The sequence below is a fragment of the Micromonospora sp. CPCC 205739 genome, from assembly GCF_036906795.1.
Classification (GTDB): Bacteria; Actinomycetota; Actinomycetes; order Mycobacteriales; family Micromonosporaceae; genus Micromonospora.
On the sequence record NZ_JBAKHS010000009.1, the window covers coordinates 16,689 to 41,635 of the forward strand.

Annotated in this window: 23 protein-coding genes and 1 tRNA gene; 10 read left to right on the plus strand and 14 right to left on the minus strand. The window is 73.6% G+C overall.

Translation table 11 applies throughout. The features are described from left to right. Positions 1–450: 450 nt before the first annotated feature. Complete coding sequence (locus V6U88_RS15270; RefSeq protein WP_334453543.1) at positions 451–1,392, plus strand: hypothetical protein; 942 nt, start codon at positions 451–453, stop codon at positions 1,390–1,392. On the opposite strand, the gene V6U88_RS15275 is transcribed toward V6U88_RS15270, so the two are convergent. Next, positions 1,379–2,152: a CPBP family intramembrane glutamic endopeptidase gene (locus V6U88_RS15275; protein WP_334453545.1), complete on the minus strand. Its 774-nt coding sequence runs from the start codon at positions 2,150–2,152 to the stop codon at positions 1,379–1,381. The genes V6U88_RS15270 and V6U88_RS15275 overlap by 14 nt on opposite strands. Before the next feature lie 123 nt (positions 2,153–2,275). Between V6U88_RS15275 and V6U88_RS15280 the strand changes: the two genes are divergently transcribed. After that, positions 2,276–3,394 (plus strand): globin domain-containing protein, encoded by a 1,119-nt coding sequence (locus tag V6U88_RS15280; protein WP_334453547.1) that lies wholly within the window; start codon positions 2,276–2,278, stop codon positions 3,392–3,394. A gap of 110 nt (positions 3,395–3,504) precedes the next feature. On the opposite strand, the gene V6U88_RS15285 is transcribed toward V6U88_RS15280, so the two are convergent. Then, a complete protein-coding gene (locus tag V6U88_RS15285) occupies positions 3,505–5,010 on the minus strand; it encodes a peptide deformylase (RefSeq protein ID WP_334453548.1) in 1,506 nt (501 codons plus the stop codon). Between the two features lie 286 nt (positions 5,011–5,296). Here V6U88_RS15285 and V6U88_RS15290 point away from each other — a divergent pair, with 286 nt between their 5' ends. Beyond that, a complete protein-coding gene (locus tag V6U88_RS15290; protein WP_334453549.1) occupies positions 5,297–6,076 on the plus strand; it encodes an IucA/IucC family C-terminal-domain containing protein in 780 nt (259 codons plus the stop codon). Between the two features lie 6 nt (positions 6,077–6,082). Here the strand turns inward: V6U88_RS15290 and V6U88_RS15295 are convergent, their stop codons facing one another. Next, complete coding sequence (locus tag V6U88_RS15295; RefSeq protein WP_334453551.1) at positions 6,083–7,909, minus strand: hypothetical protein; 1,827 nt, start codon at positions 7,907–7,909, stop codon at positions 6,083–6,085. A 209-nt stretch (positions 7,910–8,118) separates the two neighbouring features. Between V6U88_RS15295 and V6U88_RS15300 the strand changes: the two genes are divergently transcribed. Further along, complete coding sequence (locus tag V6U88_RS15300) at positions 8,119–8,829, plus strand: class I SAM-dependent methyltransferase (RefSeq protein WP_334453553.1); 711 nt, start codon at positions 8,119–8,121, stop codon at positions 8,827–8,829. Between the two features lie 77 nt (positions 8,830–8,906). On the opposite strand, the gene V6U88_RS15305 is transcribed toward V6U88_RS15300, so the two are convergent. From V6U88_RS15305 to V6U88_RS15315, 3 genes are all read right to left on the minus strand, one after another. Next, complete coding sequence (locus tag V6U88_RS15305; RefSeq protein ID WP_334453554.1) at positions 8,907–9,440, minus strand: YbhB/YbcL family Raf kinase inhibitor-like protein; 534 nt, start codon at positions 9,438–9,440, stop codon at positions 8,907–8,909. A 137-nt stretch (positions 9,441–9,577) separates the two neighbouring features. After that, a complete protein-coding gene (locus V6U88_RS15310; RefSeq protein ID WP_334453556.1) occupies positions 9,578–10,477 on the minus strand; it encodes a 2-hydroxyacid dehydrogenase in 900 nt (299 codons plus the stop codon). A gap of 128 nt (positions 10,478–10,605) precedes the next feature. Continuing rightward, positions 10,606–10,692 (minus strand) — tRNA-Ser (locus V6U88_RS15315). A gap of 95 nt (positions 10,693–10,787) precedes the next feature. Between V6U88_RS15315 and V6U88_RS15320 the strand changes: the two genes are divergently transcribed. Both V6U88_RS15320 and V6U88_RS15325 read left to right on the plus strand, forming a co-directional pair. Continuing rightward, complete coding sequence (locus V6U88_RS15320) at positions 10,788–11,327, plus strand: AAA family ATPase (protein ID WP_334453558.1); 540 nt, start codon at positions 10,788–10,790, stop codon at positions 11,325–11,327. Between the two features lie 9 nt (positions 11,328–11,336). Next, on the plus strand, positions 11,337–12,314 hold the full coding sequence (locus V6U88_RS15325) for an NAD(P)H-quinone oxidoreductase (protein ID WP_334453560.1): 978 nt from the start codon (positions 11,337–11,339) through the stop codon (positions 12,312–12,314). Here the strand turns inward: V6U88_RS15325 and soxR are convergent. Further along, the gene (soxR, locus tag V6U88_RS15330; protein ID WP_334453562.1) at positions 12,301–12,765 is read right to left on the minus strand and encodes a redox-sensitive transcriptional activator SoxR; all 465 of its coding nucleotides are present in this window, start codon (positions 12,763–12,765) and stop codon (positions 12,301–12,303) included. The two genes, V6U88_RS15325 and soxR, sit on opposite strands and share 14 nt — an antisense overlap. A 45-nt stretch (positions 12,766–12,810) precedes the next feature. On the opposite strand from soxR, the gene V6U88_RS15335 reads away from it, so the two are divergent. Then, positions 12,811–13,512: a transketolase gene (locus tag V6U88_RS15335; protein ID WP_334453563.1), complete on the plus strand. Its 702-nt coding sequence runs from the start codon at positions 12,811–12,813 to the stop codon at positions 13,510–13,512. A gap of 2 nt (positions 13,513–13,514) precedes the next feature. Beyond that, a complete protein-coding gene (locus V6U88_RS15340) occupies positions 13,515–14,408 on the plus strand; it encodes a transketolase family protein (protein WP_334453565.1) in 894 nt (297 codons plus the stop codon). Here V6U88_RS15340 and V6U88_RS15345 read toward each other — a convergent pair. Further along, complete coding sequence (locus V6U88_RS15345) at positions 14,394–15,101, minus strand: glycosyltransferase family 2 protein (protein ID WP_334453971.1); 708 nt, start codon at positions 15,099–15,101, stop codon at positions 14,394–14,396. The two genes, V6U88_RS15340 and V6U88_RS15345, sit on opposite strands and share 15 nt — an antisense overlap. 123 nt (positions 15,102–15,224) lie before the next feature. Between V6U88_RS15345 and V6U88_RS15350 the strand changes: the two genes are divergently transcribed. After that, positions 15,225–17,528, plus strand: coding sequence for a hypothetical protein (locus V6U88_RS15350; RefSeq protein ID WP_334453567.1), 2,304 nt, complete (start codon positions 15,225–15,227; stop codon positions 17,526–17,528). A gap of 171 nt (positions 17,529–17,699) precedes the next feature. Then, a complete protein-coding gene (locus V6U88_RS15355) occupies positions 17,700–19,295 on the plus strand; it encodes a ricin-type beta-trefoil lectin domain protein (protein ID WP_334453568.1) in 1,596 nt (531 codons plus the stop codon). A gap of 43 nt (positions 19,296–19,338) precedes the next feature. On the opposite strand, the gene V6U88_RS15360 is transcribed toward V6U88_RS15355, so the two are convergent. From V6U88_RS15360 to V6U88_RS15385, 6 genes are all read right to left on the minus strand, one after another. Next, the gene (locus V6U88_RS15360; protein ID WP_334453570.1) at positions 19,339–19,941 is read right to left on the minus strand and encodes a hypothetical protein; all 603 of its coding nucleotides are present in this window, start codon (positions 19,939–19,941) and stop codon (positions 19,339–19,341) included. Between the two features lie 56 nt (positions 19,942–19,997). Next, a complete protein-coding gene (locus tag V6U88_RS15365) occupies positions 19,998–21,461 on the minus strand; it encodes a sensor histidine kinase (protein ID WP_334453571.1) in 1,464 nt (487 codons plus the stop codon). Next, the gene (locus tag V6U88_RS15370; protein WP_334453573.1) at positions 21,454–22,146 is read right to left on the minus strand and encodes a response regulator transcription factor; all 693 of its coding nucleotides are present in this window, start codon (positions 22,144–22,146) and stop codon (positions 21,454–21,456) included. The genes V6U88_RS15365 and V6U88_RS15370 overlap by 8 nt, the downstream gene beginning before the upstream one ends. Before the next feature lie 69 nt (positions 22,147–22,215). Then, positions 22,216–22,728, minus strand: coding sequence for a hypothetical protein (locus V6U88_RS15375; protein WP_334453574.1), 513 nt, complete (start codon positions 22,726–22,728; stop codon positions 22,216–22,218). 120 nt (positions 22,729–22,848) lie between these two features. After that, positions 22,849–23,781 carry a DUF1906 domain-containing protein gene (locus tag V6U88_RS15380; protein WP_334453576.1) on the minus strand — a complete coding sequence of 311 codons (933 nt, stop codon included), beginning with the start codon at positions 23,779–23,781 and terminating at the stop codon, positions 22,849–22,851. 158 nt (positions 23,782–23,939) lie between these two features. Next, on the minus strand, positions 23,940–24,815 hold the full coding sequence (locus V6U88_RS15385) for a DUF1906 domain-containing protein (protein WP_334453577.1): 876 nt from the start codon (positions 24,813–24,815) through the stop codon (positions 23,940–23,942). Positions 24,816–24,947 lie beyond the last annotated feature (132 nt).

Here is a 24,947-nt window from a genome sequence, read left to right on the forward strand (position 1 = left end):
GCCACGGAGAAGGCGGCCGCCACCCCGCCCGAGACCGGCGTCACCGAGGTCGGCGCGCCCGAGACCGGCGCGACCGAAACCAGCGCGCCTGAAACCGGCGCGGGCCGGAACGCCGGCCTACTGACGGGCCGAGGGGAAGACGCCCGCCCCACCGACGAGACGCCAACGGTGACCGCCGACACACCAACGGGAGGCAACGCCCGCAAGGGGAGTACGCCGAAGACGCGGCAGACCATCCGGTCGACGAGCGGGGCGAGCGCTGGCACAGCGCCGCCGACGCCCGAACCGGCCACCGGACCGGACAGCGCGCCGACCGGCACCGCCAGGACGACCGCTGGAAAGCGAGCCGACGGTCAGCGCGTCGGCCGGTCCCGGAAGGCAGCCGACCAGTCTGATCCAGCGCTCACCCCGGCCCCCGCCGCACCGGGCACAGCCGAGCCGACCGGCCCGGTGAGTTCCGGCACAGCAACCCCGACGACGGCGGCAGCGCCCGACACAGCGCAGGACACCCTCGGCACACCGCCGGCGCGGAAGACCGCGAGAAAGGCCGTCCCGCGCAAGGCCACCGAAAACAAGGCCCCCGAGAGCAAGGCCACTGAGCCGAAGAAGAGCACGCCGAAGAAGGCAGCCCCCCGGAAGGCCCCGGCCGAGCCCAGCGCACCGACACCCACCGCCGCCGGAAACACCGTCCAGCCGCTCGCCCCGGAGCAACCGGCTGGCGAGTCGAGCACGGCGGCACTCGCGTCGGGGCGTACCCGGGAACTGGACCTGGCGGAGCTTCGGAGCCGGCTGCTGGCGCACCCGGGCTTCGCGCCGGAGCTGCTCGCCCTGGCCGCCGTGGAGGGGATCGGGCCGCGCGCCCGCGACTGGGCGCAGGGGCTGCGGGCGGCGTACCCGGATGCCGGGCCGGACGGGCTGGCCCGGCTGGCCAACCGGCGGTTCGTGCGGATGGCCGGGGCGGGTGGCGCGGCGGCGGCGGTGGCCGGGTTGTTCGCGCCGGTGGCGGAGCTGGCGGCGGTGCTGTGGAGCCAGGCCGGCCTGGTGCTGCACGTGGCGGCGGCGTACGAGCGGGACCCGCTGGAGCCGGAGCGGGCGGTGGAGCTGCTGGTGCTGACGCAGGTGCACCCGGATTCGGCGAGCGCGCGTACCGCGTTGGCGGCGGCGCGGGCGGCGGACGGGCCGGGGGACCGGCCATGGCCGCGCGCAGCGGAGGCCGCCTGGCGGCTGGCGGCGCCGCTGGCCGCGCAGGCGGGTGGTTGGGCGGCGCTGCGGCTGGCCTCCCGGCTGCTGCCGGGGGCGGCGGTGCTGGCCGCGGCGGCGGGCGACGCGGCCGCCGCCGAGCGGTTGGCGGCCCGCGCGGTGGCCGTCTACCGGCCGGTCAGAGCCAGCTGAACCACTCCTTGGGCAGCGACGCGTAGCCGACGAAGGCGACCACGTCGAGCAGGGTGTGCGCCACGATCAGCGGCATCACCCGTCGGGTGCGCAGGTAGAAGAGGCTGAACACCACGCCCATGATCGCGTTGCCGACGAACGCGCCGAAGCCCTGGTAGAGGTGGTAGGAGCCGCGCAGCAGCGCGCTGGCCGCGATGATCGCGGCGAGCCGCCACTGGAGCTGGCGCAGCCGGGTGACCAGGTAGCCGACCACGATCACCTCCTCCAGCACGGCGTTCTGCACGGCGGCGAGGATCAGCACCGGCACCGCCCACCACAGGTCGGGCAGACCGGCGGGGACCAGGGTGGCGTTGATCCCGAGCTGCGCGGCCGCCCAGAACAGCGCCAGGCCGGGCAGGCCGATCAGCGCCGCCAGGCCAGCACCCCGGGCCAGGTCGGATCCGGGTCGGCGCAGGTCCACCCCGAGCGTCCGCGCCGGGTCGCCGGGGTCCCGCGCCAGCAGGTGTACGGCGAGCAGCACCGGCAGCAGCGCGAAGACGATGCCGAGGAGCTGGTACGTCAGGTCCAGCCACGGCCGGGCCGACTGCGAGGTGTTGAGCGAGGCGGTCTGCTTCGACAGCGGCCCGTCTGCGGTCAGCTTCGCGATGATCGACACCAGCGCGTACACGGCCGACTGGCCGAGCGAGAGACCGAGCACCAGCAGGGTCTCGGTGCCGAGTACCCGGCGGGTCACCGGGCGGGTGAGCTCGTCGACGGTCACCGCACCACTCTGCCGCACCGTCGGGGGCGACGGGAACGGTCGCACAGCCTGTGCGACCGGTGGGCACGCTCCGTGGACATTCTATGCGGGCCCGATCCGCCGTCAGGAGGAGGAGCGCTGCCCGTGGACAACTTCGCAAGGCTGCTGAAGGAGAGCTGGACCCTGGTCGAGGAGGACCGGGATCGGCTGATAGGCCACTTCTACGCCCGGCTGTTCCTCCTCGACCCGGACCTGCGCAAGCTCTTCCCGGTGCAGATGGCCGCCCAGCGGGACCGGCTCGTGGAAGCCATCGTCACGGCCACCCAGGTGGTGGACGACCCGGAGAGCTTCGACGAGTACCTGCGCTCGCTCGGCCGCGACCACCGCAAGTACCACGCGACCGCCGCACACTACGAGACGATGGGCGTCGCGCTGCTGGACGCGCTGCGCAGCACCGCCGGCGACGGCTGGAACCTGGAGTACGACCAGGCCTGGCGGGACGCGTACGCGGCGATCAGCGAGAAGATGCAGGCCGGCGCCGCGGCCGATGACAACCCGCCGTTCTGGCACGCCGAGGTGCTGACCCACGAGCGGCACGGGCCGGACACGGCGGTGCTGACCGTGCGCGCCCTTCAGCATCCACTGGTCTGGAAGGCCGGCCAGTACGTCAGCATCGAGGCGCCCCGGTACGTGCCCCGGGTCTGGCGGACGTACTCGGTGGCGAACGCCCCCAACGACGACAACGTGCTGGAGTTCCACATCCGTACGCCGGCCGGGGCGGGCTGGCTCTCCGGCGCGCTGGTCCGCCGGACCAAGCCCGGCGACCTGCTCCGGGTGGCCGCACCGATGGGCTCGATGACGCTGGACCGGGAGTCGACCCGGGACATCCTCTGCGTGGCCGGCGGCGTCGGCCTGGCCCCGGTGAAGGCGCTGGTCGAGGAGCTGACCGGCTGGAACCGGACGCGCTGGGTGCACGTCTTCTACGGCGCCCGCCACTCCGACGACCTGTACGGCCTGGCGGGCCTGGAGGAGCTGGTGGCCGAGCACCCGTGGCTGTCGGTGACCCCGGCGTGCACCGACGACCCGGACTTCGACGGCGAGCACGGGGACATCGCCGAGGTGATCAGCCGGTACGGCCCGTGGACGACGCACGACTGCTACGTCTCCGGCTCGGCCCCGATGGTCCGGGCCACCCTGCGGGCGCTGGCCGAGGACGAGGTGCCGCCGCCGCACATCCGGTACGACACCTTCGGCAACCTGTAGCGACTTTCCTCCCCCCGAAAAAACCGGGTCGCGTGCCCCTGCCCCCTGGGGCACGCGACCCGGTCCCCGCCCGGCCCCTGACGGCGTCCCCCAGTGCCCCCCGGACGCCGTCAGGGGCCGGTCTCCCGGTATTCCTCCACCGGCACCAGCGGCACGCCCGGCGCCATCCGGTCGGTGTAGAGCCGCCCCTGGAGGTGGTCGACCTCGTGCGCCACCAGCCGGGCCATCCCGTACGCGAACGAGGTGATGATCCGGCTGCCGTCCCAGCGGGCGTGCTCCACGTCGATGCGCAGCGGCCGGGGCACCAGGCCCCGATGGTCGGCGAAGGAGAGGCAGCCCTCGTACTGCTCGTCGGTGTCCGGGCTGGCGGCGACCACCCGGGGGTTGAGCAGCACCACCGGCGCGGCGGACCGGTCGGCGGGGCGGACCACGGCCGCCGCCGCGTCGACGCCCACCTGCGGGGCGGCCAGGCCCATGCCGGCGCTGAACGGGTGCAGCTCGTCGACGCGGGTGAGCAGCGCGGTGAGCCGGTCGACCACCTCCCGGGCGGCGGACTCGTCGCCGGGCAGGTCGAACGGTCGGGCGGGGCGGCGCAGCAGGTCGGCGTCGCGGGGCAGCACGCCGAGGGCGCGCAGCCGGTCACCGGTCCGACCGGCGGGCGCGGTGCGCGCCGTGTCGGCCGGGTCGCTCCGGAACCGCCACTGGAGGCGGTAGCGGGAGTTGAGCGGCGGGTCGTCGGTGGCCCAGTCGAAGACGGCGCGGTCGCCGCGCTCGTGCCGGCGGACGGGGGTGCGCAGGGGACCCTCGTCGGCGGAGAGGGAGGTCTCCACCCCCCACACCCGGGGGTCCAGCGGCGCCGGCAGGTCCAGCCGGACCGTCAGGTGCCGGGTGGGCAGGCGTACGGCGCGCTGGAACCAGGGCCCCCACTTCTCCCGGCCGACGTGGTAGGCGTACTCGATCTCGGCCCGTTCGCCCGGGTGCAGCGGGAACGGCCCGTCGCCGTTCTCGAAGAGCAGCCAGATCTCCTTGTACGCGTCCCGGTCGTGCTTGGCCCGCCAGTGCATCGGCTCGCGGCTGCCGCCGTCGTCCCGGTACGCCCGCAGCCGCAGCTCGGCGAAGGTGAGCGGGTGTTCCCGGTGGTGCCGGTTGGAGCGGCCGGGGTCGTCGGGGTAGCGGTCGACGGCCACCCGGACGAGGTGTCGGGTGACCGGTTCGGTGCCGACGTTGTGCAGTTGGCGGCGCACCACGCAGTGGTAGCCGTCGTCGGTGTGGGTGAGGGTGGCGGTCTCGCGCTCGACGACCAGGCCGGTGCCCGGGGGCAGCCACTGGCCGGGGGGCGGCGGTTCGCGGTGCGCCGTGACCGGGCGGGCCTGGCGGAGCTGGTCGTACTCCCGGAAGCGTTGCCAGATCGCGCCGCTGGCGTCGAGGACGGCCTCGGCCCGGCGGGCGAAGTCCTCGGTGGGTCGGTGCCGGCGCCCCTCGACGTGGCTGACGTACGACGGGTCGAAGCCCATGAGCGTGGCGAGCTGCTTCTTGGAGAGTCCTCGCCCCGTCCGGTGCCGGGCGAGCTCCGCGGCGAAGGACTCGGCGGCCCGCTCCAGGGGGGAGGTCGTCATCAGCTTCCTCACGGCCGGGACGACAAGTCTTCACGTTCGACCACCCCGGCCGCACCTGAACTGCCACATTTCCGACGTTCGGCTTGACACCACGCGCGTTTCCTCCCCCACCCACCGGGTAGTACGCGGAGCCCGGGCCGGTTCGTCGCCAGCGCCGTCGGCGGAGTGACCCGGGCCTCTCGAACGGCCTTTGGTGAGGCTTCCCTTAGACCGACGGGTGTGGTTAGGCTAGCCTTAGCTGAGCGGACGCACTTCGGACAGGGAGACGAACCAGGTGACAGCGGTGATGCCAGGGCGCGAGCTCGCCCCGCCGCTCGCCCCGGTGACCGCCACCCTCCGGGCGATGTTCGGCACCGACCACCTGCCCGGCCTCGCGCCGGGCCTGCTGGTCGCCGACGAGGCCGGCTGGAGCCCCGCGACCGACCTGATCGACGGCACCCGCCTCCCCGAGTTCCTCGCCGCCGCGGCCCGCCGCTGGGGTGGCACTCCGCACGCCTGCGCCGCGCTGGCCTGGAAGTCCTACAGCTACTGGACCGCGCTGCCGGTGGTGCTGGGCTGGGCCTCGGCCCGCCGCGTGCCGCTGCTCGACCCGGCCGACGTGCTGATCCACTTCGAGGACCACCACCAGCTGCTCACCATGGGCCTGCGCCGCTCGACCGCGGTCGCCGTCCTCCCGAACGACCCGCTGGCGCTGGCCGGGCGCCCCGAGGTGCGGGTGGTCGCCGACGAGGCGGAGCTGCTCCGCGTGCTCCGCGCGTCGCTGCTCGACGCCCACCTCGCCCCGATGATCGCCGCGATCCAGACGGAGGTCCGGGTCGGCGCCCGTACGCTGCTCGGCTCGGTCGCCTCCGGCATCGCGCACGGCATCCTGCGCGCGGCGGACTCCCTTCCCGGCTCCTCGGTCCGCAGCATCGCCACCCTGCTCGAGGCGCTCGACCTGGCCGACCTGGTGGAGCTGGTGCCCGGTCCGACGGGCGAGCCGACGGTGCAGCGCCGGACCTGCTGCCTGGCCTTCACCCTGCCGAAGCCCAAGATCTGTCAGGGCTGCTGCGTACGCCCGTCCTGATCGCGGCTATCCGGTCAGCGCGCGGACGTCCCAGAGCCACACCCCGCCGGTCCAGGTGGGGGTGATCCCGGTCAGCTCGTTCATCGCCCAGCGCAGCGCGTCGGCGTTGCGGTGCGGGCCGAGGACCACCACCCCCGCCCGCCAGTAGCGCAGGTCCTCCACCGCCGCGGCCCGGTCCTGCCGGTTGATCGGCGGGACCCTCCCGGTCCGCGCGATGCCGCCGAAGAAGTTGCTCGTCCGGCGGAAGGGCGCGGTGAAGAGGGCGACGTCCGGCTCCGGCGCCCACGGCCGGGTGTCCGGCGCGAGGAAGTAGCCCCGGGCGATCGGCATCTCCAACCGGGTCCGGGACGACCAGCGCAGCGGGTCGGCGTACGTGTTGTCGGGCAGCGGCAGGGTGACGACGCTGCGCCCGCCGGCGACGTACGGGCGCCAGGCGCCGGAGGTGACGAACGCCGGGGTCGAGTCGATGCGGGTGACGGGCAGCGGGGTCGGCAGGTTCGGCAGCAGGGCCATCACCAGGACGGTGATCGTGGCGAAGCGGATCTGCGTCCGCGCGCCCGGGTGCCGGCGGGCGAGCTGACGGGCGTGTTCCGCGCCGAGCGCGAGCAGCACCCCGATGACCGGAGTGACGGCCAGCGACCAGCGGGTGGGCACCACGGAGTGCAGCAGCGGCAGCTCCTCCAGCAGTGCCCAGGGGGCGGGCACGCCGGTGTCCCGGCCGTTGAGCTGGACCTCCCGGCCGAGCGAGAGCACGGCGAAGAACAGCGCGAGGACGGCCAGGCCGAGCACCAGGGCGCTGCGCCGCAGCCACCAGACCAGGGCAACGGTGAGGACCACCAACGGCCACCCGAAGAAGGCGTTCTCCTCGGTGGCGTTGCGGGCCAGCGGGGCGGCGGAGCGGGCGTCCCCGGCCAGCGACTCCCGGGAGTAGGCCACGAAGGCGGCCAGGTCGGTGCGGTAGCCCCGGATCAGCCGGGACAGCCCGTGGTACGAGCCGGGGCCGAAGAGCTGCACGTAGAGCGGGTACGCCAGCAGCACGGCGGAGAACGCGGCGGCGACCCCGAGCCCGGCCAGGAAGGTGCGCGTACCGCGGCGCAGTTCGGGTCGGCCGATGGCGAGCGCGCCGACGATCACGCCCAACGCGATCGCGGTCATCAGCAGGATCTCGAGGTTGAGGAAGGCCTGCCAGACGATCAGCAGGCCCAGCAGGACGCCGTTGCGCAGCCACCGGCCGGGCTCGGCGAGCCGCAGGGTCCGCCAGGCGATCAGCGGGACGACGAACTGCGACACGATGTTCGGGTGCGCGTTGGCGTGCGACACCATGGCCGGGGCGAACGCGCAGAACGCGGCGCCCACCCACGCCGGCCCCCGGGACCGGGTCACCACCCGGGAGAGGAAGAAGTACCAGGCGGTCCCGGTGGCGGCCATTCCGAGGGTGAGAAAGAGGAGGAACGACCATTGCGGCCCGAAGAGCACGGTGACGGGCGTCATTGGTAGCGAAATGGACAATACGGAAGTATTTGCCATCAGGTTCACGCCGTCGGGCACGTTCATCCGGTCCGAGGTGAACGGATAGGCGAATTCGGTCACGACCCGGGCCCCGTGCGCCATCATCCACTCGAACTGCGACTGGTCGGACGGGTTGTCCCGCAGTGCGCCCCCGGGGCGCGTCCAGAGCCGCAGGGTCACCCAGAAGGCCAGCAGCAGGAAGCTGAGCACCGCGGCGGCGTCCCACCGCCACCCCTCCCGCCGGCGTAACCCGTGGTCGTCGCCGACCTCGGCGTCCCCGACGGCGGATCGCTGGGCCCCGGGGTCCGATTCGGGAGTAGTCATGACAATTCAGAGCGTAGTTGGCGTATGGCGCTGACGTGACATGTTCTGACGGACTGCGTACTATGTGCCGGGTTCGCCGACCCCCGATCACGTGCCCTCCCCCGACCGCATTTCGGCCACCACGGTGCCCCGTTTCCTCCGCCGCCCACGCGGATGATTCACTCTGTCGGTCCAGGCGCGGGTCGAGTCATATCGTGAGGAATCGACGCATGGCAGAAATCACTGGGGATCAGCGCGTCCAGTCGGAGGTCCTGGAGGGCCTCGCGACGGCGGTCAACCACCGGAGATGGTTCGTCGAGCTGGCCGTGCCCCACCTCGGTGACAACCCCATCGAGATCGGCAGCGGGCTCGGCGACTACGCGCTGGAGTGGGCGCGGCACGTCCCCCGCTTCACCGCCACGGAGGCCGACCCGGACCGGCTGGTCCAGCTCAAGGAGCGCCTCGCCGCGGAGCCCACCATCGAGGTACGGCAGATGCTGCTGCCGCACCCCGAGCGCGGCGACTACAGCGCGGCCGTCTCGTACAACGTGCTGGAGCACATCGAGGACCACGTGGGCGCGCTGCGCAGCATGCGCGACCTGGTCCGCCCCGGCGGCGCGGTGATCATCATCGTGCCGGCCTTCCAGTTCGCGATGGGCCCGGCCGACATCGCCACCGGGCACGTGCGCCGCTACACGAAGAAGACTCTGGCCGCGGCCATGACCGAGGCCGGGCTGACGGTCGAGACCATGCACTACGCCAACGCGCTCGGCCTGATCGGGTACTTCATGGCCACCAAGGTCTTCCGGCTGATGCCGAAGGAGGGCCCGATGGTGAAGGTCTACGACAGCCTGGTGCTGCCCGCGACCAAGGCCGCCGAGCAGCGCATCCGGCCCCCGTTCGGCCAGTCCGTCTTCGCCGTCGCCCGCGTCCCGGCCTGACCCCGGCGCCGGTGGTGGCCTCCCGCCGGTCGGGGGAGGCCACCACCGGCGTCGTCAGGGCGCGTGGCGCGCCCGGGTCACTCCTTGACCTGGTACGTCGGGCGGATGACCGCCCGGGCCAGGGTGTGGAAGGCCAGGTTGAAGCCGACGTAGGCGGGGCTGGCCGTCGGGCCGACGTCGAGGCGCTCGACGTCCAGCGCGTGCACCGCGAAGACGTACCGGTGCGGGCGGTCCCCGGGCGGCGGGGCGGCGCCGCCGTAGCCGGTGTCGCCGTAGTCGTTGCGGACGCTGAACGCGCCGCCGAGGTCGGTCTCCTTCGCCCCGGTGGGCAGCTCGGTCACCGAGGCCGGCAGGTTCACCAGCACCCAGTGCCAGAAGCCGCTGCCGGTCGGGGCGTCCGGGTCGAAGCAGGTCACCACGAAGCTCTTCGTCCCGGCCGGGAAGTCCGACCAGGCCAGGTGCGGGGAGACGTTCTCGCCGCCGGCGCTGCCGTGCGCGTACCGCGCGTCCATCGGCTCGCCGTTGTGCACGTCGTCACTGGTCAGGTTGAACGACGACACGGTCGGCAGCAGCTCGTACGGATCCGGGGCGATCGGTCGTTCCAGGGTCATCGGGGGTCCTTCCGGTGCGCATGATGTCCTGTGCCCTTCTTACCCCGCCGTCGGGCCGGAACGAACCGAAAGCGCCACCGCGTCCGGATCCCTCCGAGCCACGGCAACCGAGCGGCGACGAGACGTGAGGCGGAGGGTTACGGCCCGACAACGACGTTCGCGAGCGGCTCGCCCGCCGCGTACCGCCGCACCTGGTCGACCAGCAGCCGGCGGGCCCGGGGCGCCAACGCGGCGGTCAGGCCGCCGACATGCGGGCTGATCAGCACGTTCGGTGCGGACCACAGCGGGTGGTCGGCGGGCAGCGGCTCGGGTTCGGTGACGTCCAGGGCAGCCTGCAGCCGGCCCGCGCTGAGCTCGGCGAGCAGCGCCTCGGTGTCCACCACCCGCCCCCGTGACACGTTCACCAGCAGGGCGCCGTCGGCCATCCCGGCGAGGAAGTCCTTGTTCACCAGCCCCTCGGTCTCCAAGGTCAGCGGCGTGGCCAGGATGACGACATCCGCTCGTGGCAACAGCTCCGGAAGTTCGGAGACTGGTCGTACGCCGGGGCGGGCCCTCCGTGCCACCCGGCTGACTTCCACCTCGAACCCGGCGAGCCGGCGCTCGATCGCGGCGCCGATCGAGCCGTATCCGACGATCAGCACCCGGGCGTCAGCCAGCCCGGCCGACCAACCCGAGGCCCAGCGGCCCTCGCCCTGCGCCCGGACGAAGTCCGGCAGCCGGCGTCGGGCGGCAAGGGTGAGCGCCACGGCCAGCTCGGCGGTGGCTGCGTCGTGCACGCCCCGGCCGTTGGCCAGAGTCAGGCCGGGCCGCAGGTACGGCAGGACATGGTCGTAGCCGGCGGTCACGGTCTGCACCACTCTGAGCCGGGGCATCCGGACGATCGGCTCACAGAAGCGCGGATCGATGACCCCGTACGGAACCGCGTAGAACTCGACGTCGTCCAGATTGTCGGGCACTGGTTGAGTGCCGTCGTAGAGCGCGACGTCCAGATCGCCAAGCTCGGCCAATGCGTCGGGGTGAGAGATCAGGTAGCGCACGGCGACAATCATGCTGGATCGGGCCGGGCCGGCCATGCCGGCAGGCGCGCGACATCGCTCGCCATCCACAGACCCGCCCCCTGACCGGCGTCTGCGCTGGTTGAGGGGGCGTTCTTGCTGCTCCGGGGCGGAGGGTGTGGGATTCGAACCCACGAGGACGTTGCCGCCCTACCGGTTTTCAAGACCAGCGCCATCGGCCACTAGGCGAACCCTCCCGGACCGCCACCCTCGGGTGTACGGCCGGTGCCTAGTCTGCCACGGACGCCGCACGCCGGAACCGGCCTCCCACCCCTATTGGGAGGATGTCCTGGTGTGGGACACACCGACGATCGTGCTGATCACCGGGATCATGGCAGCTGGCAAGTCCACAGTGGCCGAGGAGCTGGCCCGACGGCTGCCCCGCTCGGTGCACGTGCGTGGTGACGTCTTCCGGCGGATGGTGGTCAACGGTCGGGCGGAGATGACCGCCGAGCCTTCCGAGGAGGCGTGGCGTCAGCTCCGGCTCCGCTACGACCTCGCCGCACAGACCGCCGACGGGTACGTCGAAGCCGGCTTCACCGTCGCACTCCAGGACGTGGTCGTCGGGCCGGAACTGCCGGCGATGGTGGAACGGATCCGGCATCGGCCGCTACTGCTGGTGGTGCTCGCCCCGCGCCCCGAGGTGGTCGCCGCCCGCGAGCGCGCGCGACCCAAGACGGGGTACGGCGACTGGCCGGTCGCCGACTTCGACGCCGGGTTCCGGGCCGACACACCGCGGATCGGGCTCTGGCTGGACACCTCGGAGCAGACCCCGGCGCAGACGGTGGACGAGATCCTGACCCGGGCGTGGAGCGAGGGGCGGATCGGGTAAGACTGGGCCATGCACGCGATCACGATCCCGGAACCCGGCGGACCCGAGGCACTCGTCTGGGCGGAGGTACCCGACCCGGAGCCCGGCCCGGGCGAGGTGGTGGTCGACGTGCGGGCCAGCGCGGTGAACCGGGCCGACCTGCTGCAACGGCAGGGGCACTACCCGCCGCCGCCGGGCGCGCCCGCGTACCCCGGTCTGGAGTGCTCCGGCGTGATCAGCGCGATCGGCCCCGGCGTGACCGGGTGGGAGGTCGGCCAGGAGGTCTGCGCGCTGCTGGCCGGCGGCGGGTACGCGGAGCGGGTGGCCGTGCCGGCCGGGCAGCTGCTGCCGGTGCCGGCCGGCGTGGACCTGGTGGACGCGGCGGCGCTGCCGGAGGTGGCCTGCACGGTCTGGTCGAACGTGGTGCGGCTGGCCCGGCTCGGCAGGGGCGAGACGCTGCTGGTGCACGGCGGCGGCAGCGGAATCGGCACCTTCGCCGTCCAGCTCGGGGTGGCGCTCGGCGCGACCGTGGTGGCGACGGCCCGCCCGGCCAAGCACGACCGGCTGCGGGAGCTGGGCGCCGCGCACACCGTCGACTACCGGGAGCAGGACTTCGTCGAGGAGGTCCGCCGGGTGACTGACGGCCGCGGCGCGGACGTCATCCTCGACATCATGGGCGCCTCCTACCTGAGCCGGAACGTGGCGGCGCTGGCCGACGGCGGTCGGCTGGTGGTGATCGGCATGCAGGGCGGCCGCAAGGCCGAGCTGGACCTGGGCGCGCTGCTGGCCAAGCGGGCCTCGGTGGCCGCCACCGCGCTGCGCTCCCGCCCGCTGGACGACAAGGCGGAGATCGTGCGGGGCGTCCGTGAGCAGGTCTGGCCGCTGGTGGAGGCCGGCACGATCCGGCCCATCGTGGACCGGCGGCTGCCGATGACCGAGGCCGCCGAGGCGCACCGGCTGGTCGAGTCGAACGACCACGTGGGCAAGGTGCTGCTCACGACGGCGTGACGGTGTCGCTTCCCGGGCGGGGCAGCACCAGCCGGGCGCCGGGCCCCTCGCCGGCGAGGGAGTCGCCCGGGTTGTAGAGATTGCAGCGCTGCAACGACAGACAGCCGCAGCCGATGCAGCCGTCCAGGTCGTCGCGGAGCTTGCCGAGCAGCCGGATCTTCTCGTCCAGCCGCTCCCGCCACACCCGGGACAGGGCGGCCCAGTCGTCGGGGGTGGGGGTGCGGGAGGCGGGCAGCGAGTCCAGCGCCTCGCGGATCTCGTCCAGCGAGATGCCGACCTGCTGGGCGATCCGGACGAACGCCACCCGGCGCAGTTCGGTGCGCGGGTAGCGGCGCTGGTTGCCGCCGGTGCGTTCGGCGCGGATCAGGCCGAGCCGCTCGTAGTAGCGCAGCGCGGACGGGGCCACGCCGCTGCGGGCGGAGAGCTGCCCGATGGTGAGTGATTCGTGCATCAGTCGCCTTGAGTTGAAGTTGACTTCAACTTGCAGGCTAGCCGCATGACCATCACCACCGCCACCGCCCCACCCGTGCCGGGGCCGGTCGCCGCGCCGCTGGAGCGGCTGCGCGCCGGCCGCGAGTTCGGCCCCAACGTGTACTCCACGATCGACGTGCTCTGGGTGCTCTACGACCGGGTCCTGCGGATCACCCCTCAGACCTTGGCGGACCCGGAGCGGGACCGCTTCCTGCTCTCCAAGGGGCACGCCGTCGCCGGCTACTACGCGGTGCTCGCCGCGAAGGGTTTCGTGCCGGCCGACTGGCTCGACGACCAGGGCGGCCCGGACAGCCGCCTCGGCGACCACCCGGACCGGCTGCTGGTCCCCGGCGTGGAGATCGGCTCCGGCTCGCTCGGCCACGGCCTCGGGCTGGGCGTGGGCACCGCGCTCGGACTGCGCGCCCAGGGCCGGACCGACCCCCGGGTGTACGTCCTGCTCGGCGACGCCGAACTGGACGAGGGCTCCAACCACGAGGCGATCGCGTACGCCGGGGCGACGGGGCTGACCAACCTGACCGCGATCGTGGTGGACAACCGCTCCGCCAGCCACGGCTGGCCGGGGGGCGTGGCCAGCCGGTTCACCGTCAACGGGTGGAGCGCCGCCACCGTCGACGGGCGCGACCACGAGGCCCTGCACGCCGCCCTCACCGGGCACGACCAGCACCGGCCGCACGTCGTCGTCGCGGTCGTCGAGAACGGGGAGTGAGCATGCGGGAGACCTTCATCGCCAGCGCGACCGAACTGCTGGCGGATCCGCGTACGACGATCGTGCTGGCGGACATCTCCGCCGACGCGTTCGCCCCGGCCGCGCGCCGCTACCCCGACCGGGTGGTGAACGTCGGCATCCGGGAGCAGTTGATGATGGGCGTGGCGGGTGGGCTCGCGCTGACCGGCCAGCGCCCGATCGTGCACAGCTACGCCCCGTTCCTCGTCGAGCGGGCGTACGAGCAGATCAAGCTGGACCTCGACCACCAGGGCGTGGGCGCGGTGCTGGTCAGCGTCGGGGCGTCGTACGACCGGGCGGCGGCCGGGCGGACGCACCTCAGCCCGGCGGACGTCAGCCTGCTCGACACGCTGCACGGCTGGACCGTGCACGTGCCCGGCCATCCGGATGAGGTGCCGGAGCTGCTACGCAGCGTGGTGTGCGGGCGGGACTCGGCGTACCTGCGACTGTCCACGCAGCGGAACAGCCGCCCGTACGGCGGAGACGGTGCGCTGAAGGTGGTGCGGGACGCCGGGCCGGGCGCGGCGCTGCTGGTGGCCGTCGGGCCGGTGCTGGACGCGGCCCTCGCGGCGGTGGCCGACCTGCCGGTCACGGTGGCCTACACCCACCGGCCGCGGCCGTTCGACACCGCCGGCCTGCGGGCGCTGGCGGGCACGGAGGTGATCCTGGTCGAGCCCTACCTGGCCGGCACCTCGGCCCGGGTGGTGTCGGAGGCGCTGGCCGACCGCCCGCACCGGCTGCTCAGCCTCGGCGTGGGCCGGTCGGAGCTGCGGCGCTACGGCACGGCGGAGGACCACACCCGCTGGCACGGGCTGGACGCCGACGGGCTGCGCCGCTCGGTGGACGGCTTCCTGCGGGTGCCGTCAGCGCTTGGCTGAGCCGGCGGGACGGCGGCGGGTGCGCTCCCGGCCGAGGATCCAGAGCGCCTCGACGCCGTCCTTCCAGGTGATCTTCTTGCCCTCCTCGCGACCGCGCGCCCGGTAGCTGATCGGCACCTCGTAGGGGCGGATGCGCTGACGCAGCAGCTTGCCGGTCACCTCCGCCTCCATGCCGAAGCCGCGGGAACGGATTTCGAGGGAGCGGTACAGCTCGACCGGCATCAGCTTGAAGCAGGTCTCCAGGTCGCCGATGTAGGAGTTGAACAGCACGTTGGCGGCCATCGTGACGCCCTTGTTGCCCATCACGTACCAGAAGCTGTAGGCGCTGTGGCTGCCGAAGGTGCGATTGCCGTAGACCACCGTGGCGCGGCCGTCGAGGACCGGGTCGAGCAGGCGCGGGATGTCCTGCGGGTCGTACTCCAGGTCGGCGTCGAGGATGACCATGTACTCACCCTCGGCGTTGTCCACCGCCGTCTTGATGGCCGCGCCCTTGCCGGCGTTGCGCTGGTGGGTGATGACCCGCAGCCGCGCGTCGTCGGCCCGGCCGAGGATCTCACCGGTGCCGTCCCGGCTGCCGTCGTCGACCACGACCAGCTCGATCTCGCACGGGTAATCGACCGCCAATGCCTGCTTGAGGGCATCCGCGATGCGTTCTTCCTCGTTGTAGACCGGCATGAGGATCGAGAGCTTCACGGGGATCTCCACGGTGGCGACAGTAAGTCGGCCCTAGCCTAGCCTGGCAGCTCAGCGCCAGTCAGGCCGCCACCACCGGGATCGGGCACCCACCCGTGCGGAACATGGTGTTAACTTCCGCCCATGTCGGCAGCCGGCTGGATGGTCGTAGTGGCGCCCGTCGCCGCATTCGTCGTGCTCACGTGGGTGCTGCGGCCCCGTCGTACAGCGGTCGCACCGCTGCGGCTGGCCATCGTCCGCGCCGCGCTGCTGACCGGCGTCTTCGCCGTACTCACCGTGGAACTGCTGGGTGCGTTGCGTGCGCTCACCCTGCCGGCCGTCGCCGGAGCCTGGCTGCTTTTCCTCGCCGCCACCGTGGCCGCCGCCCGCCGGCGCCAGCGCCGCGCGACGGTCGCGTCAACCGTGTCGGCGCCCGCCGCCCGGGCCGGCACGCTGGTCGGGGCGGCGACCGGCGCCTCGGCGACCGGCCCGGGGGCCGCCACGCCGGTCTCCCCGGCCGGTCCGTCCGGCGGCGCGGAGCCCGGGCCGGCGTCCGCGCCGGGCGGCCTCGCGTCGGCCCTGGCCGGCTGGCGGGCCCGGCTGGCCGACTTCCGGCGTACGGCGAGCCGGGGCGAGCGGCTGCTGGCCGGCACGGTCGGCGGGCTGCTGCTGGTGGAGCTGCTCGTCGCGCTGCTCGCCGAGCCCAACAACTTCGACTCGCAGACCTACCACCTGCCCAAGGTGGAGCACTGGGTCGCCCAGGGCAGCCTCGACTTCTGGCCCACCGCGATCCACCGGCAGGTGACGATCCCGCCCGGCGCGGAGTACCTGCTGCTGCACCTGCGCCTGCTCACCGGCGGCGACGCGCTGCACAACCTGGTGCAGTGGGCCGCCGCGCTGGGCTGCCTGGTGGTGGCCACCCGGGTCGTCGCGCAGCTCGGCGGCGGGCGGCGGGCCCAACTGCTCACCGCGTTCCTGCTCGCCACCACGCCGATGGTGGTCCTCCAGGCGACCAGCACCCAGACCGACCTGGTGGCCGCCGCCTGGGCCGGCTGCGCCGGGACGCTGGCGCTGGACGGGCTGCGCCGGCGCGCCGGCCTCGGCAGCCTGCTGGCGCTCGGCGCCGCCACCGGCCTGACCGCGCTGACCAAGACCAGCGGACTGCTCGCAGTCGGGCCGCTGCTGGTGCTCTGGGGGATCGCCCAGCTCCGCCTGGCATTCCGCCCGGCATCGGCGGACGTGGACACGGGCTCGACGTCGGCCAGCCTGCGCTCGGCGTCGGCCAGCCCGGTGCCGGCGGGCTCGGGCTTGGCGGGCGCAGGGTCGGCGGGCGTCGTGTCGGTCGGCGCGGAGTCCGCTGGGGAGAGTCGGGGCGCTGCCGGTGTGGCGCGGACGGTCGCCGGGTCGCTGCTGGTGCTGCTGGTCGCGGCGGCGGTGGTCGGCCCGTTCCTGGCCCGGGTGACCGTCGAGTTCGGTCACCCGCTCGGCCCGCCCCGGCTGCGCGAGTCCATCCCGATGGAACGGCACGACCCGCCCTCGATCCTGGTCAACGCGCTGCGGATCGGCCACACCGCCTTCGACACCCCGCTCGCGCCGCTGCGCTCCGGGACTGCCGCGGCGATCAGCGACGGGTCGTGGGCGATCGGCGTCGACCCGCAGGACCGGGCGATCACCTTCGGCCGGGAGGTGTTCCCGGTGCCGGCCTGGTACCCGGACGAGGACCGGGTGGCGTTCCCGCTGGCCGGCTCGCTGGCGTTGCTGGGGGCGGTGTTCGCGCTGGCCCGCCCGGCCCGAATCAGCGCGACCGCGCCGGTGGCGCTGCGGGCGTACGCGCTCGCGGTGGTGGTGGCCGTCGGGCTGCACACCGCGACGATCAAGTGGCAGCCCTGGGGCAACCGGCTGCTGCTCTACGCGCTGGTGGCCGCCGTGCCGCTGGCCGGGCTCTGGCTGGACGCGCTGTTCCGGCGGCGGCTCACGCCCGGGCGCCGGTCGGTGGCGGCCGGCCTGGTGGTGAGCATGCTGGCCGCCTCCGCGCTGGCCGGCGTGCTGGCCCTGTCGTACGGTTTCCCGCGCCGGCTGGTCGGTGCCGGCTCGGTCTTCACCACCGCCGAGTGGGACACCCGTTTCCTGCGTCGGCCGCACTGGGCCGAGGAGTTCCGCTGGGCCGCCGCGGCGGTACGGGCCAGCGACGCCCGCCGGATCGGCCTGGTGCAGCAGAACGACAACTGGGAGTACCCGTGGTGGCTGCTGCTGCGTGACGAGCGGGGCCGCTCGCCGGAGCTGGTGGCGTTGCAGTCGGTGCTGCCGGAACGACCGCCCGCCGACCCGGCCTCGATGGACGCGATCGTCTGCACCGGCAGCCGTACGGCGTGCACCAAGCTGGTGCCGGCCGGCTGGACGCTGGAGTTCCGCGACTACGTCGGCTACGCCCTGCCGCCCGGCCGCTGACGGCCCGCCCCACCCACCGCCGCGCCGCCCGACCACGCCCCCCGGCCGCAGCGGCACCCGCTGCGCAGATGGCGGAAACCTTTCCGAGACATATTCACATCCATCCATCAAACGCGTTACCTTCCGGTAACTCGATCGACATCCCGCGATCGAGCCGAAAGGAGTGCGTCGATGCTTGGCACCCCCACCAGGCGCGCACCGGGGATCCGACGGGCACTGACCGTCGTCTCCGCCGCCGCGCTCGTCCTGCCCCTGCTCCTCGGGCCGGCCTCCCCCGCAGCCGCCGCCGACCGCCCGACCGTCCAGCCACTCCCGACGAACCTCGAAGCGATCCGCGCCGCCGAGGCCACCGCGCTCTACGGCGCACCGGCGATCCGCCCGCTGGAGCAGCGCCGCACCGCCCTGATCACCATGGGCGACAGCGAGATCTCCGGCGAGGGTGTGGGCAACTACGTGCCCGGCACCCACCAGCCCGGCAACTGGTGCGACCGCTCGTACGACCAGGCGGTGTTCCGCACCGGCATCGCCGCCGACGAGAAGTACAACATCGCCTGCTCCGGGGCCACCCCGTGGAACCTGATCCGGGGCGGGCCCACCCAGCACAACGAGCTCAACCAGGGCGACTACCTGGCCATCAAGGCGCGCAACACGCACATCAGGTTGATCTGGGTGGTGGTCGGCGCGAACGGCGACGGCACCATCCAGTTCGGTCCGGTGGCCACCGACTGCACCATCCGCCGGGTCTTCTTCCAGGGCCCCTGCTACCCGACCTACACCGACCAGTGGACCATCCGCACCGACGGCAGCCGGCGGGCCGTCGAGGACGCGCTCACCGACATCCGGCGGACCATGACCGACGCCGGCTACCTGGGGTCGGACTACGAGCTGGTGCTGATGTCGTACCCGAGCCCGGGCAGCCCGGACGTGGAGGACAACCCGAACTTCCCCGGCTGGTACGCGGGCGGCTGCCTGCTCTACCTGGCCGACGCCGCGTTCGCGCGGAACAAGGCGGTGCCGCTGTTCGAGTCGGCGCTGCGGGCGGCGGCCACCAGCACCGGCACCCGCTACCTGGACGCCAGCCGGCTCTTCCACGGCCACGAGGTCTGCACCGACAACACCTCGGTCCGCGGCCTCTACATCGAGGTGGGGATCTGGGACGAGAACGCCGCCCGGCAGTCGTTCCACCCCAACGCCCGCGGGCACGGCATGTTCGCCCAGTGCATCACCCAGTTCTGGAACGCAGGCCTTCAGCGGGCCACCTGCGTCGACCCGGCCAGCACCGGCGCCGGCGTGCTCCAGCCGGGGCTGCTGGAGTTCAAGCAGCTGCGCAACGCCGCCACCGGTACCTGCGTGGACGGCCGGGGCTACGACTCGCGCAACGGCACCGTCCAGCAGTCGTACGCCTGCCACGGCGGCCGTAACCAGGGCTTCTGGTACGACCCGGCCCGCCAGTCGCTGCACTCGGAGCTGTCGCACGACCGCTGCCTGGACGTGGCGGGCGGCTCGCTGACCGCCGGCACGGCGGTCAACATCCATGACTGCCACGGGGGTGCCAACCAGAAGTTCGTCTTCGCCGGCAACCAGCTCAAGCCGGCCGGCGCGACCAACCTCTGCGTGGCGTTCGACAACCCCTGGCTGGGCACGCCGCGACTGCGGCTGGCCGGTTGCTCCACCAGCAGCCGCCAGCAGTGGTCCTTCGAGTCCCGGTCGTTCGCCAACCCGGTCGGGTACGGGCACGACGACTTCATCGGATCCCGGGTCTACTGACGGTGCGGAGCCGGCGCGGTCGTCCGCGCCGGCTCCGTCCGGGTCACTGCTGCTTGACCGGGACCACGATCAGCCGCGCGACCGTCTTCTCGCCGTCCTTGGCGCCCGCGACGCCGATCTTCGTACCGACCTTGACGTCGCTCGACTGGATCGTCGTGCGCCGCTCGACCACCCGGAGCTTGTCGCCGAACGTCCAGGTCAGGGTGAAGCCGTCGGTGGACTTCACGGTCACCGAGTCGCCGTCGACCGCGGTGACCTCGCCGCGCTGCACCACGACGGTCTTCGTACCGCCGTCCTTGGTCTGCACGACGGCCTCGCCGTGCAGGGTGTTCTTCCGCAGCAGCACCCGGGCCTGACGCCGCTTGCGCCACTCCTCGGCCCGCTCACCGCGCTTGCCCTTCGGGCCGGCCTCCGGCACGGCCGACCCGGAGGCCGACGGCGCGGGAGCGGCCACCAGTTCCAGCTCGGCGGGGTCGAACCCCAGGGCGGCGAGCGCCTGGCCCTCCACGCCCATCGCCGCGGCGACGTCGACCGCGGCCTGCTGCGCCGCGCTCTCGGCGACCGGGGCCGGACCGCAGCCGGTGAGGCCGAGCGCGACCGCTGCGAGCAGCGACGTGGTGACGACGGCGAATCCCTGAAGTGCCATGACACTCCCTCTCGTCGGTGGTGCTGCCAGCGTCGCGCGGCCGGATGGGCGGCGCGTCAGGCCGATGTTCGGGTCAGGTAAGGATGGGCGGGCAGCCGGACGGTGAACGCCGCCCCGCCCTCGGCGGCGTGCCCGGCGACGATCTCCCCACCGAGCCGGCGCACCAGGCCGGCGGCGAGCGCCAGCCCGAGCCCGCTGCCCACCTTGCGCACCCCCCGGTAGCGCTGGTGCAGCGCCCCGCGCTCGAAGGCCACCGCCAGGTCGTCGTCGGTGAAGCCGGGCCCGCCGTCGCGGACCTCCAGCACCCCACCGGCGGCCGGGTCCGCGCCGGCCGGCCGGACCGCGAGCACCACCGGCGCCCCCGGGGGTACGACCCGCAGCGCGTTCTCCAGCAGCCCGTCCACCACCTGCCGGATCCGCCCCGGATCGGTGTACGCCGGCACCGCGGTCGCCGGCACCTCCAGCCGGAACGGCACCCCGACCGCCGCGCACCGGTCCGACCAGGTGCGCTCGGCGTCGGCGGCCAGCCGGGTGAGGTCGACCGGTACCGGTTCCAGCGGGAAGTCCGCCGCCTCCAGCCGGGCCAGCGCCAGCAGGTCGCTGACCAGCCGGTCCAGGTGCTCCGCCTCGGCGAGCATGGTCCGCCCGGTGCCGGGCGCCTCGTCCGCGTCGATCACCCCGTCGGCCAGCGCCTCGGCCCAGCCCCGGATCGCGGTCAGTGGGGTGCGCAGCTCGTGGGAGACGGAGAGCAGGAACTCCCGTTGCCGCCCCTCGCTGGTGGCGAGCGCGGCGGCCAGGCCGTTCAGCGCGTACGCCAGGTCGGCGACCTCGTCCGGCGGCTCCACCGGTACGCGTACCGCCCGGTCACCGGTGCGCAGCCGGGCGGCGGCGTCGGCGGCGTGCCGGATCGGCCGGGCCAGCCGGCGGGCGAGGAGCAGCCCGGCGGCGACCCCGGCGGCCAGCCCGGCGAGCAGCGGCAGCCAGAGACTGCGCAGCACCTCCCGCCAGGGGCCGCTGCTGGTGGCCCGGGTCAGCACCACGCCGTCCCCGGCGGGCAGGGCCCGCCCCTCGACCAGGGCGCGCCGGCCGTCCACCAGTCGACGGCCGGAGACGTCCTTGCCGGCGGAGATCCGGTTCAACACCTGCCTCGGCAGCCCGGGGCGGTCGACCGTGCCGGCGCGCACGACGTACACCTCGATCTCCTGCTGGCGGAGCTGGCGGATCAGCCGGTCGCCGGCGGCGTCGCGCTGCCGCACCGGGCGGACCCGCAGCACGTCGGTGGCGAGGCGGGCCTGGGCGGCGAGCGCCGCCTGGTCGCGGCGCTCCGCCCCGCGTACCGCCAGGGGGACCGCGACCAGGGCGGTGACCAGCACGGAGACCAGCGCCACCGCGCAGGTGACCAGGACCGCGCGGGCGGTGAGGGTGTCGGTGAAGCGGCGACGCCGGGGCGCGGGTGCGGGCCGGGGCCCGAGCACCGGCAGCGCGACGGTGGGCTCGTGCGGCCGGCCGGGGTCAGCCATCGGCCGCGTACCCGACGCCGCGGTGGGTACGGATCACGCTGGCCGCGCCGAGCTTGGCCCGGACCTGCGCCACGTGCACGTCGACGGTCCTGGTGCCGGCGTGCGCCGCGTACCCCCAGACCCCGGCCAGCAGTTCCTCCCGGGTGAAAACCCGGCCCGGGCGGGCCATCAGGTGGGCGAGCAGGTCGAACTCGGTGGAGGTGAGCTGGACCGGGGCGCCCTGCGCGGTGACCGTGCGGCGGGCCGGGTCGAGGGTGACGGCGCCGACCGTCCGGGCGCGCTCCGCCCCCTCGGGCGCGCCGGCCGTACGGCGCAGCACCGCGCGGACCCGGGCGACGAGTTCGCGGGGGCTGAACGGCTTGGTGACGTAGTCGTCCGCGCCGAGTTCCAGCCCGACGATCCGGTCGACCTCGTCGTCGCGGGCGGTGAGGAAGATGACCGGCGTCCAGTCGCCCGCCTCCCGAAGTCGGCGGCAGATCTCGGTGCCGGCCAGGCCGGGCAGCGTGATGTCGAGCACGCAGGCCACCGGACGCAGCCGGCGGGCAGCGGCCAGACCGGCCGTGCCGTCCCGTTCCAGGTGTACGCCGAAGCCCTCCCGGCTCAGGTAGAGCCGGACCAGGTCGGCGATGGCCGGCTCGTCCTCCACCACGAGGACCAGCCCGCGTTGCGGGGCGTCGGCGGTCACCGGCCCATGATGACCGACCGGCGGTCACCGGCGAGGTGTGGCCGTGTTCGGGTCAGGTAAGGATGCTCCTCAGCGGGCCGGTACGGGACGCAGCACCGGGCCGCCGGCGGTGGCGGGCACCTCGCCGATGGTGGCCACGACCCGCTCCTTCGGCGTGCGCAGCCGGGTGCGGAACGCGTGGTTGAGCAGCGTGTCGAGCTGCCACACCTGCTTCGGGTGCTGGGTGTGGATGACGAACCGCTCGCGGACCCCGTCGATCGCGGTGGCGGCCAGCTCGACGGACTGGGCGCGCGGGTCGGGGCTCCAGGTGACGTTGCTCAGCTCGCGCAGCTCGGTGTTGAGGTGCAGGCGGAGCCGGTGCAGCACCCGGGTCTGCTGGGTGACCACCATCCGGCGGTGGGTCAGCAGGAGGAGGTATTCGCCGGCCACCGGCCGGTCGGGGCGGCCGCACCGGGCGACCAGGATGGTGGCGTCGCCGGAGCCGACGCACTGCCGGAAGATCGGCATGTGCCGGCTCACGGTCTGGACCGCCAGGCCGGTCTCGGCGGCGGCGGGGAGGAACGTTCGGGAGAAGACGTCCATGACCTGCCCAACGAGCCTTGACCTGGGGTGATGTGGGTCACTACCGACTTTTGGAAGTTCCACGACGCCCGTCGCACCGCCTGTCCGTCGTCGGGCGGACGGACGCGAGAACGGCTCGGGTCAGCGGGTCGTACGGGTGGACCGGAACGGACCGAACCCGGCCGCGCGCGACGTGGGCCGGGTCGGCGTCACGGTCGCCGACCGGTACCGGGTCATCGACACCTCGAGGTCGAGGTAGTTGCTGTCGATGTTGAGCCGGACGCCGCCCCAGGTCTCGTGGTGGTCGCCCTGGTACTGCTTCATCCGCCGCTTCGGCGACCAGTAGGTCGCCGGGATGGCCGGGTCCGACGTGGTCTGCACGCCGTCCCAGTTGGCGAAGTCCAGGACATCCGGCCGGGTGTGGCCGGGCTGGGAGTAGGCGGCGACGTGATCCGGGAGACCGGCGGAGCGGGTGTTGGTGTAGAGGCCGGACAGGTAGCCGTGGTCGTGCAGGCGGGCGGTCCAGGCGCTGCTGAACTTCAGGACCGCGGTCGAGCAGGCGGCGTTGCCCGAGGGGTAGCGCTCCATGTCCAGGATGATCGTGCTCTGCTTCGCGAGGCCCAGGCCCCGGGCCTTGGTCACCGCGTCGTCGGCCGCCGCCCGCCCCTGCGCCGTCGCCTGCGCCGGGTCGATCCGCCGCTGGTACGTCGAGCACGGCGCCTGGAGGCCGACGTAGAGCGGGAAGAACCGCCAGCCCTTGGACTGCTGGCTCGCCACCCACTCCTTGGTGAGGTTGGCCTGCGCGCAGCCCCGGTTGATCCCACCGATGTAGATCCCGATCGCCCGGTACGGCGACTGCAACCAGGCCGTCATCTGGGCGCCGGAGGGCGCGGCACAGGTGTCGAAGCCCAGCCCGGTGAAGTTCCCCGGGTGCGGCCCGGTGTAGCCGGCGGCCCGAGCCGGGCGGTCGCTGGCGCCGACCCCGACGGTGGCGAGGAGCATTCCGGCCACGGCGGCGGTCAGCAGCCGGCGGGCGGCCCGCCGCAGACCCGACGGAGCGGAGCTGATCGTCACGGATTCCCCGTTCTGCGTGAAGGTCGTCGGAGCGGGCACGGACAGACGGCATCGACAGGCGACACCGACCGGGGCATCCTGCCCGGCCGGTGCCGCGGCTGTCCACCCCGTCGCCGTCCACCCGGTCGTGGAGTGGACGGACGCCGGAACGGCTCGGGTCAGCGGGTCGGCCTCACCACACCCGACCGGTACCGCGTCGGTGCCAGCTCCAGGTCGAGGTAGTTGCTGTCGATGTTGATCGTGACGCCGCCCCACGTCTCGTCGTGGTCGCCCTGGTACTGCTTCATCCGCCGCTTCACCCAGTAGGTCGCGGGGATGGTGGGGTCGGACACCGTCTTCACGCCGTCCCAGTTGGCGAAGTCCACCATGTCGGGAGACACGTGCCCCGGCTTCCCGTGGGCGGCCACGTGGTCCTGGAGACCGCCCCCGCCGCTGCTGGTGTAGAGACCGGAAAGGTAGCCGTGGTCGTGCAGGCGGGCGCTCCACGCGCTGCTGAACGAGAGCACCGCAGCCGAGCAGGCGGTGTCGCCCGCGTTGTAGTACTCGATGTCCAGGATGATGGTGCTCTGCAGGACGATGCCGAGGTTGAGGGCGTTCGTCGCCGCGTCGTCGGCCGCCGCCCGGCCCTGGGCCGCCGCCTGCGCCGGGTCGATCCGCCGCAGGTACGTCGTGCAGGGCGCCTGGAGGCCGACGTAGAGCGGGAAGAGCCGCCAGCCCTTCGCCTGCTGGCTCGCCACCCACTCCCGGGTCAGGTTGGGCTGGGCGCAGCCCCGGTTGACCCCGCCGATGTAGACGCCGACCGCCCGGTACGGCGACTGCAGCCAGGCGGTCATCTGGGCGTCCGACGGCGCGGTGCAGGCGTCGAAGCCCAGCCCGGTGAAGGTGCCCGGATGCGGTCCGTTGTAGCCGGCCGCCTGGGCCGGTGCGCTAGTGGCGGTGACCGACGCGGTCGCGAGAAGCATCCCGGCCACGGCGGCGGTCAGCAGCCGGCGGGCGGTCCGCCGCAGGGTCGACGGAGCGGAGGCGATCGTCACGGGTTCCCCGTTCTGGTGAAGGTCGTCGGCCGGCGGAGCGGGCGTGGACACGCGCTCGACGCCGACCGGGGGAATCCTGCCGGGCCGCCGCCCGGCTGTCCACCCCGTCCACTCCGGACCTGCCCGCCTCGG

Coding starts and splice junctions, on each gene's coding strand:
- V6U88_RS15285 (WP_334453548.1), bottom strand. CDS start 5,010: ATGACGACCTCCCCCCTGGAGCGGGCCGCCGAGTCCTTCGCCGCGGAG.
- V6U88_RS15290 (WP_334453549.1), top strand. CDS start 5,297: ATGCCAGGGCGCGAGCTCGCCCCGCCGCTCGCCCCGGTGACCGCCACC.
- V6U88_RS15295 (WP_334453551.1), bottom strand. CDS start 7,909: ATGACTACTCCCGAATCGGACCCCGGGGCCCAGCGATCCGCCGTCGGG.
- V6U88_RS15300 (WP_334453553.1), top strand. CDS start 8,119: ATGGCAGAAATCACTGGGGATCAGCGCGTCCAGTCGGAGGTCCTGGAG.
- V6U88_RS15305 (WP_334453554.1), bottom strand. CDS start 9,440: ATGACCCTGGAACGACCGATCGCCCCGGATCCGTACGAGCTGCTGCCG.
- V6U88_RS15325 (WP_334453560.1), top strand. CDS start 11,337: ATGCACGCGATCACGATCCCGGAACCCGGCGGACCCGAGGCACTCGTC.
- soxR (WP_334453562.1), bottom strand. CDS start 12,765: ATGCACGAATCACTCACCATCGGGCAGCTCTCCGCCCGCAGCGGCGTG.
- V6U88_RS15335 (WP_334453563.1), top strand. CDS start 12,811: ATGACCATCACCACCGCCACCGCCCCACCCGTGCCGGGGCCGGTCGCC.
- V6U88_RS15340 (WP_334453565.1), top strand. CDS start 13,515: ATGCGGGAGACCTTCATCGCCAGCGCGACCGAACTGCTGGCGGATCCG.
- V6U88_RS15350 (WP_334453567.1), top strand. CDS start 15,225: ATGTCGGCAGCCGGCTGGATGGTCGTAGTGGCGCCCGTCGCCGCATTC.
- V6U88_RS15355 (WP_334453568.1), top strand. CDS start 17,700: ATGCTTGGCACCCCCACCAGGCGCGCACCGGGGATCCGACGGGCACTG.
- V6U88_RS15360 (WP_334453570.1), bottom strand. CDS start 19,941: ATGGCACTTCAGGGATTCGCCGTCGTCACCACGTCGCTGCTCGCAGCG.
- V6U88_RS15365 (WP_334453571.1), bottom strand. CDS start 21,461: ATGGCTGACCCCGGCCGGCCGCACGAGCCCACCGTCGCGCTGCCGGTG.
- V6U88_RS15375 (WP_334453574.1), bottom strand. CDS start 22,728: ATGGACGTCTTCTCCCGAACGTTCCTCCCCGCCGCCGCCGAGACCGGC.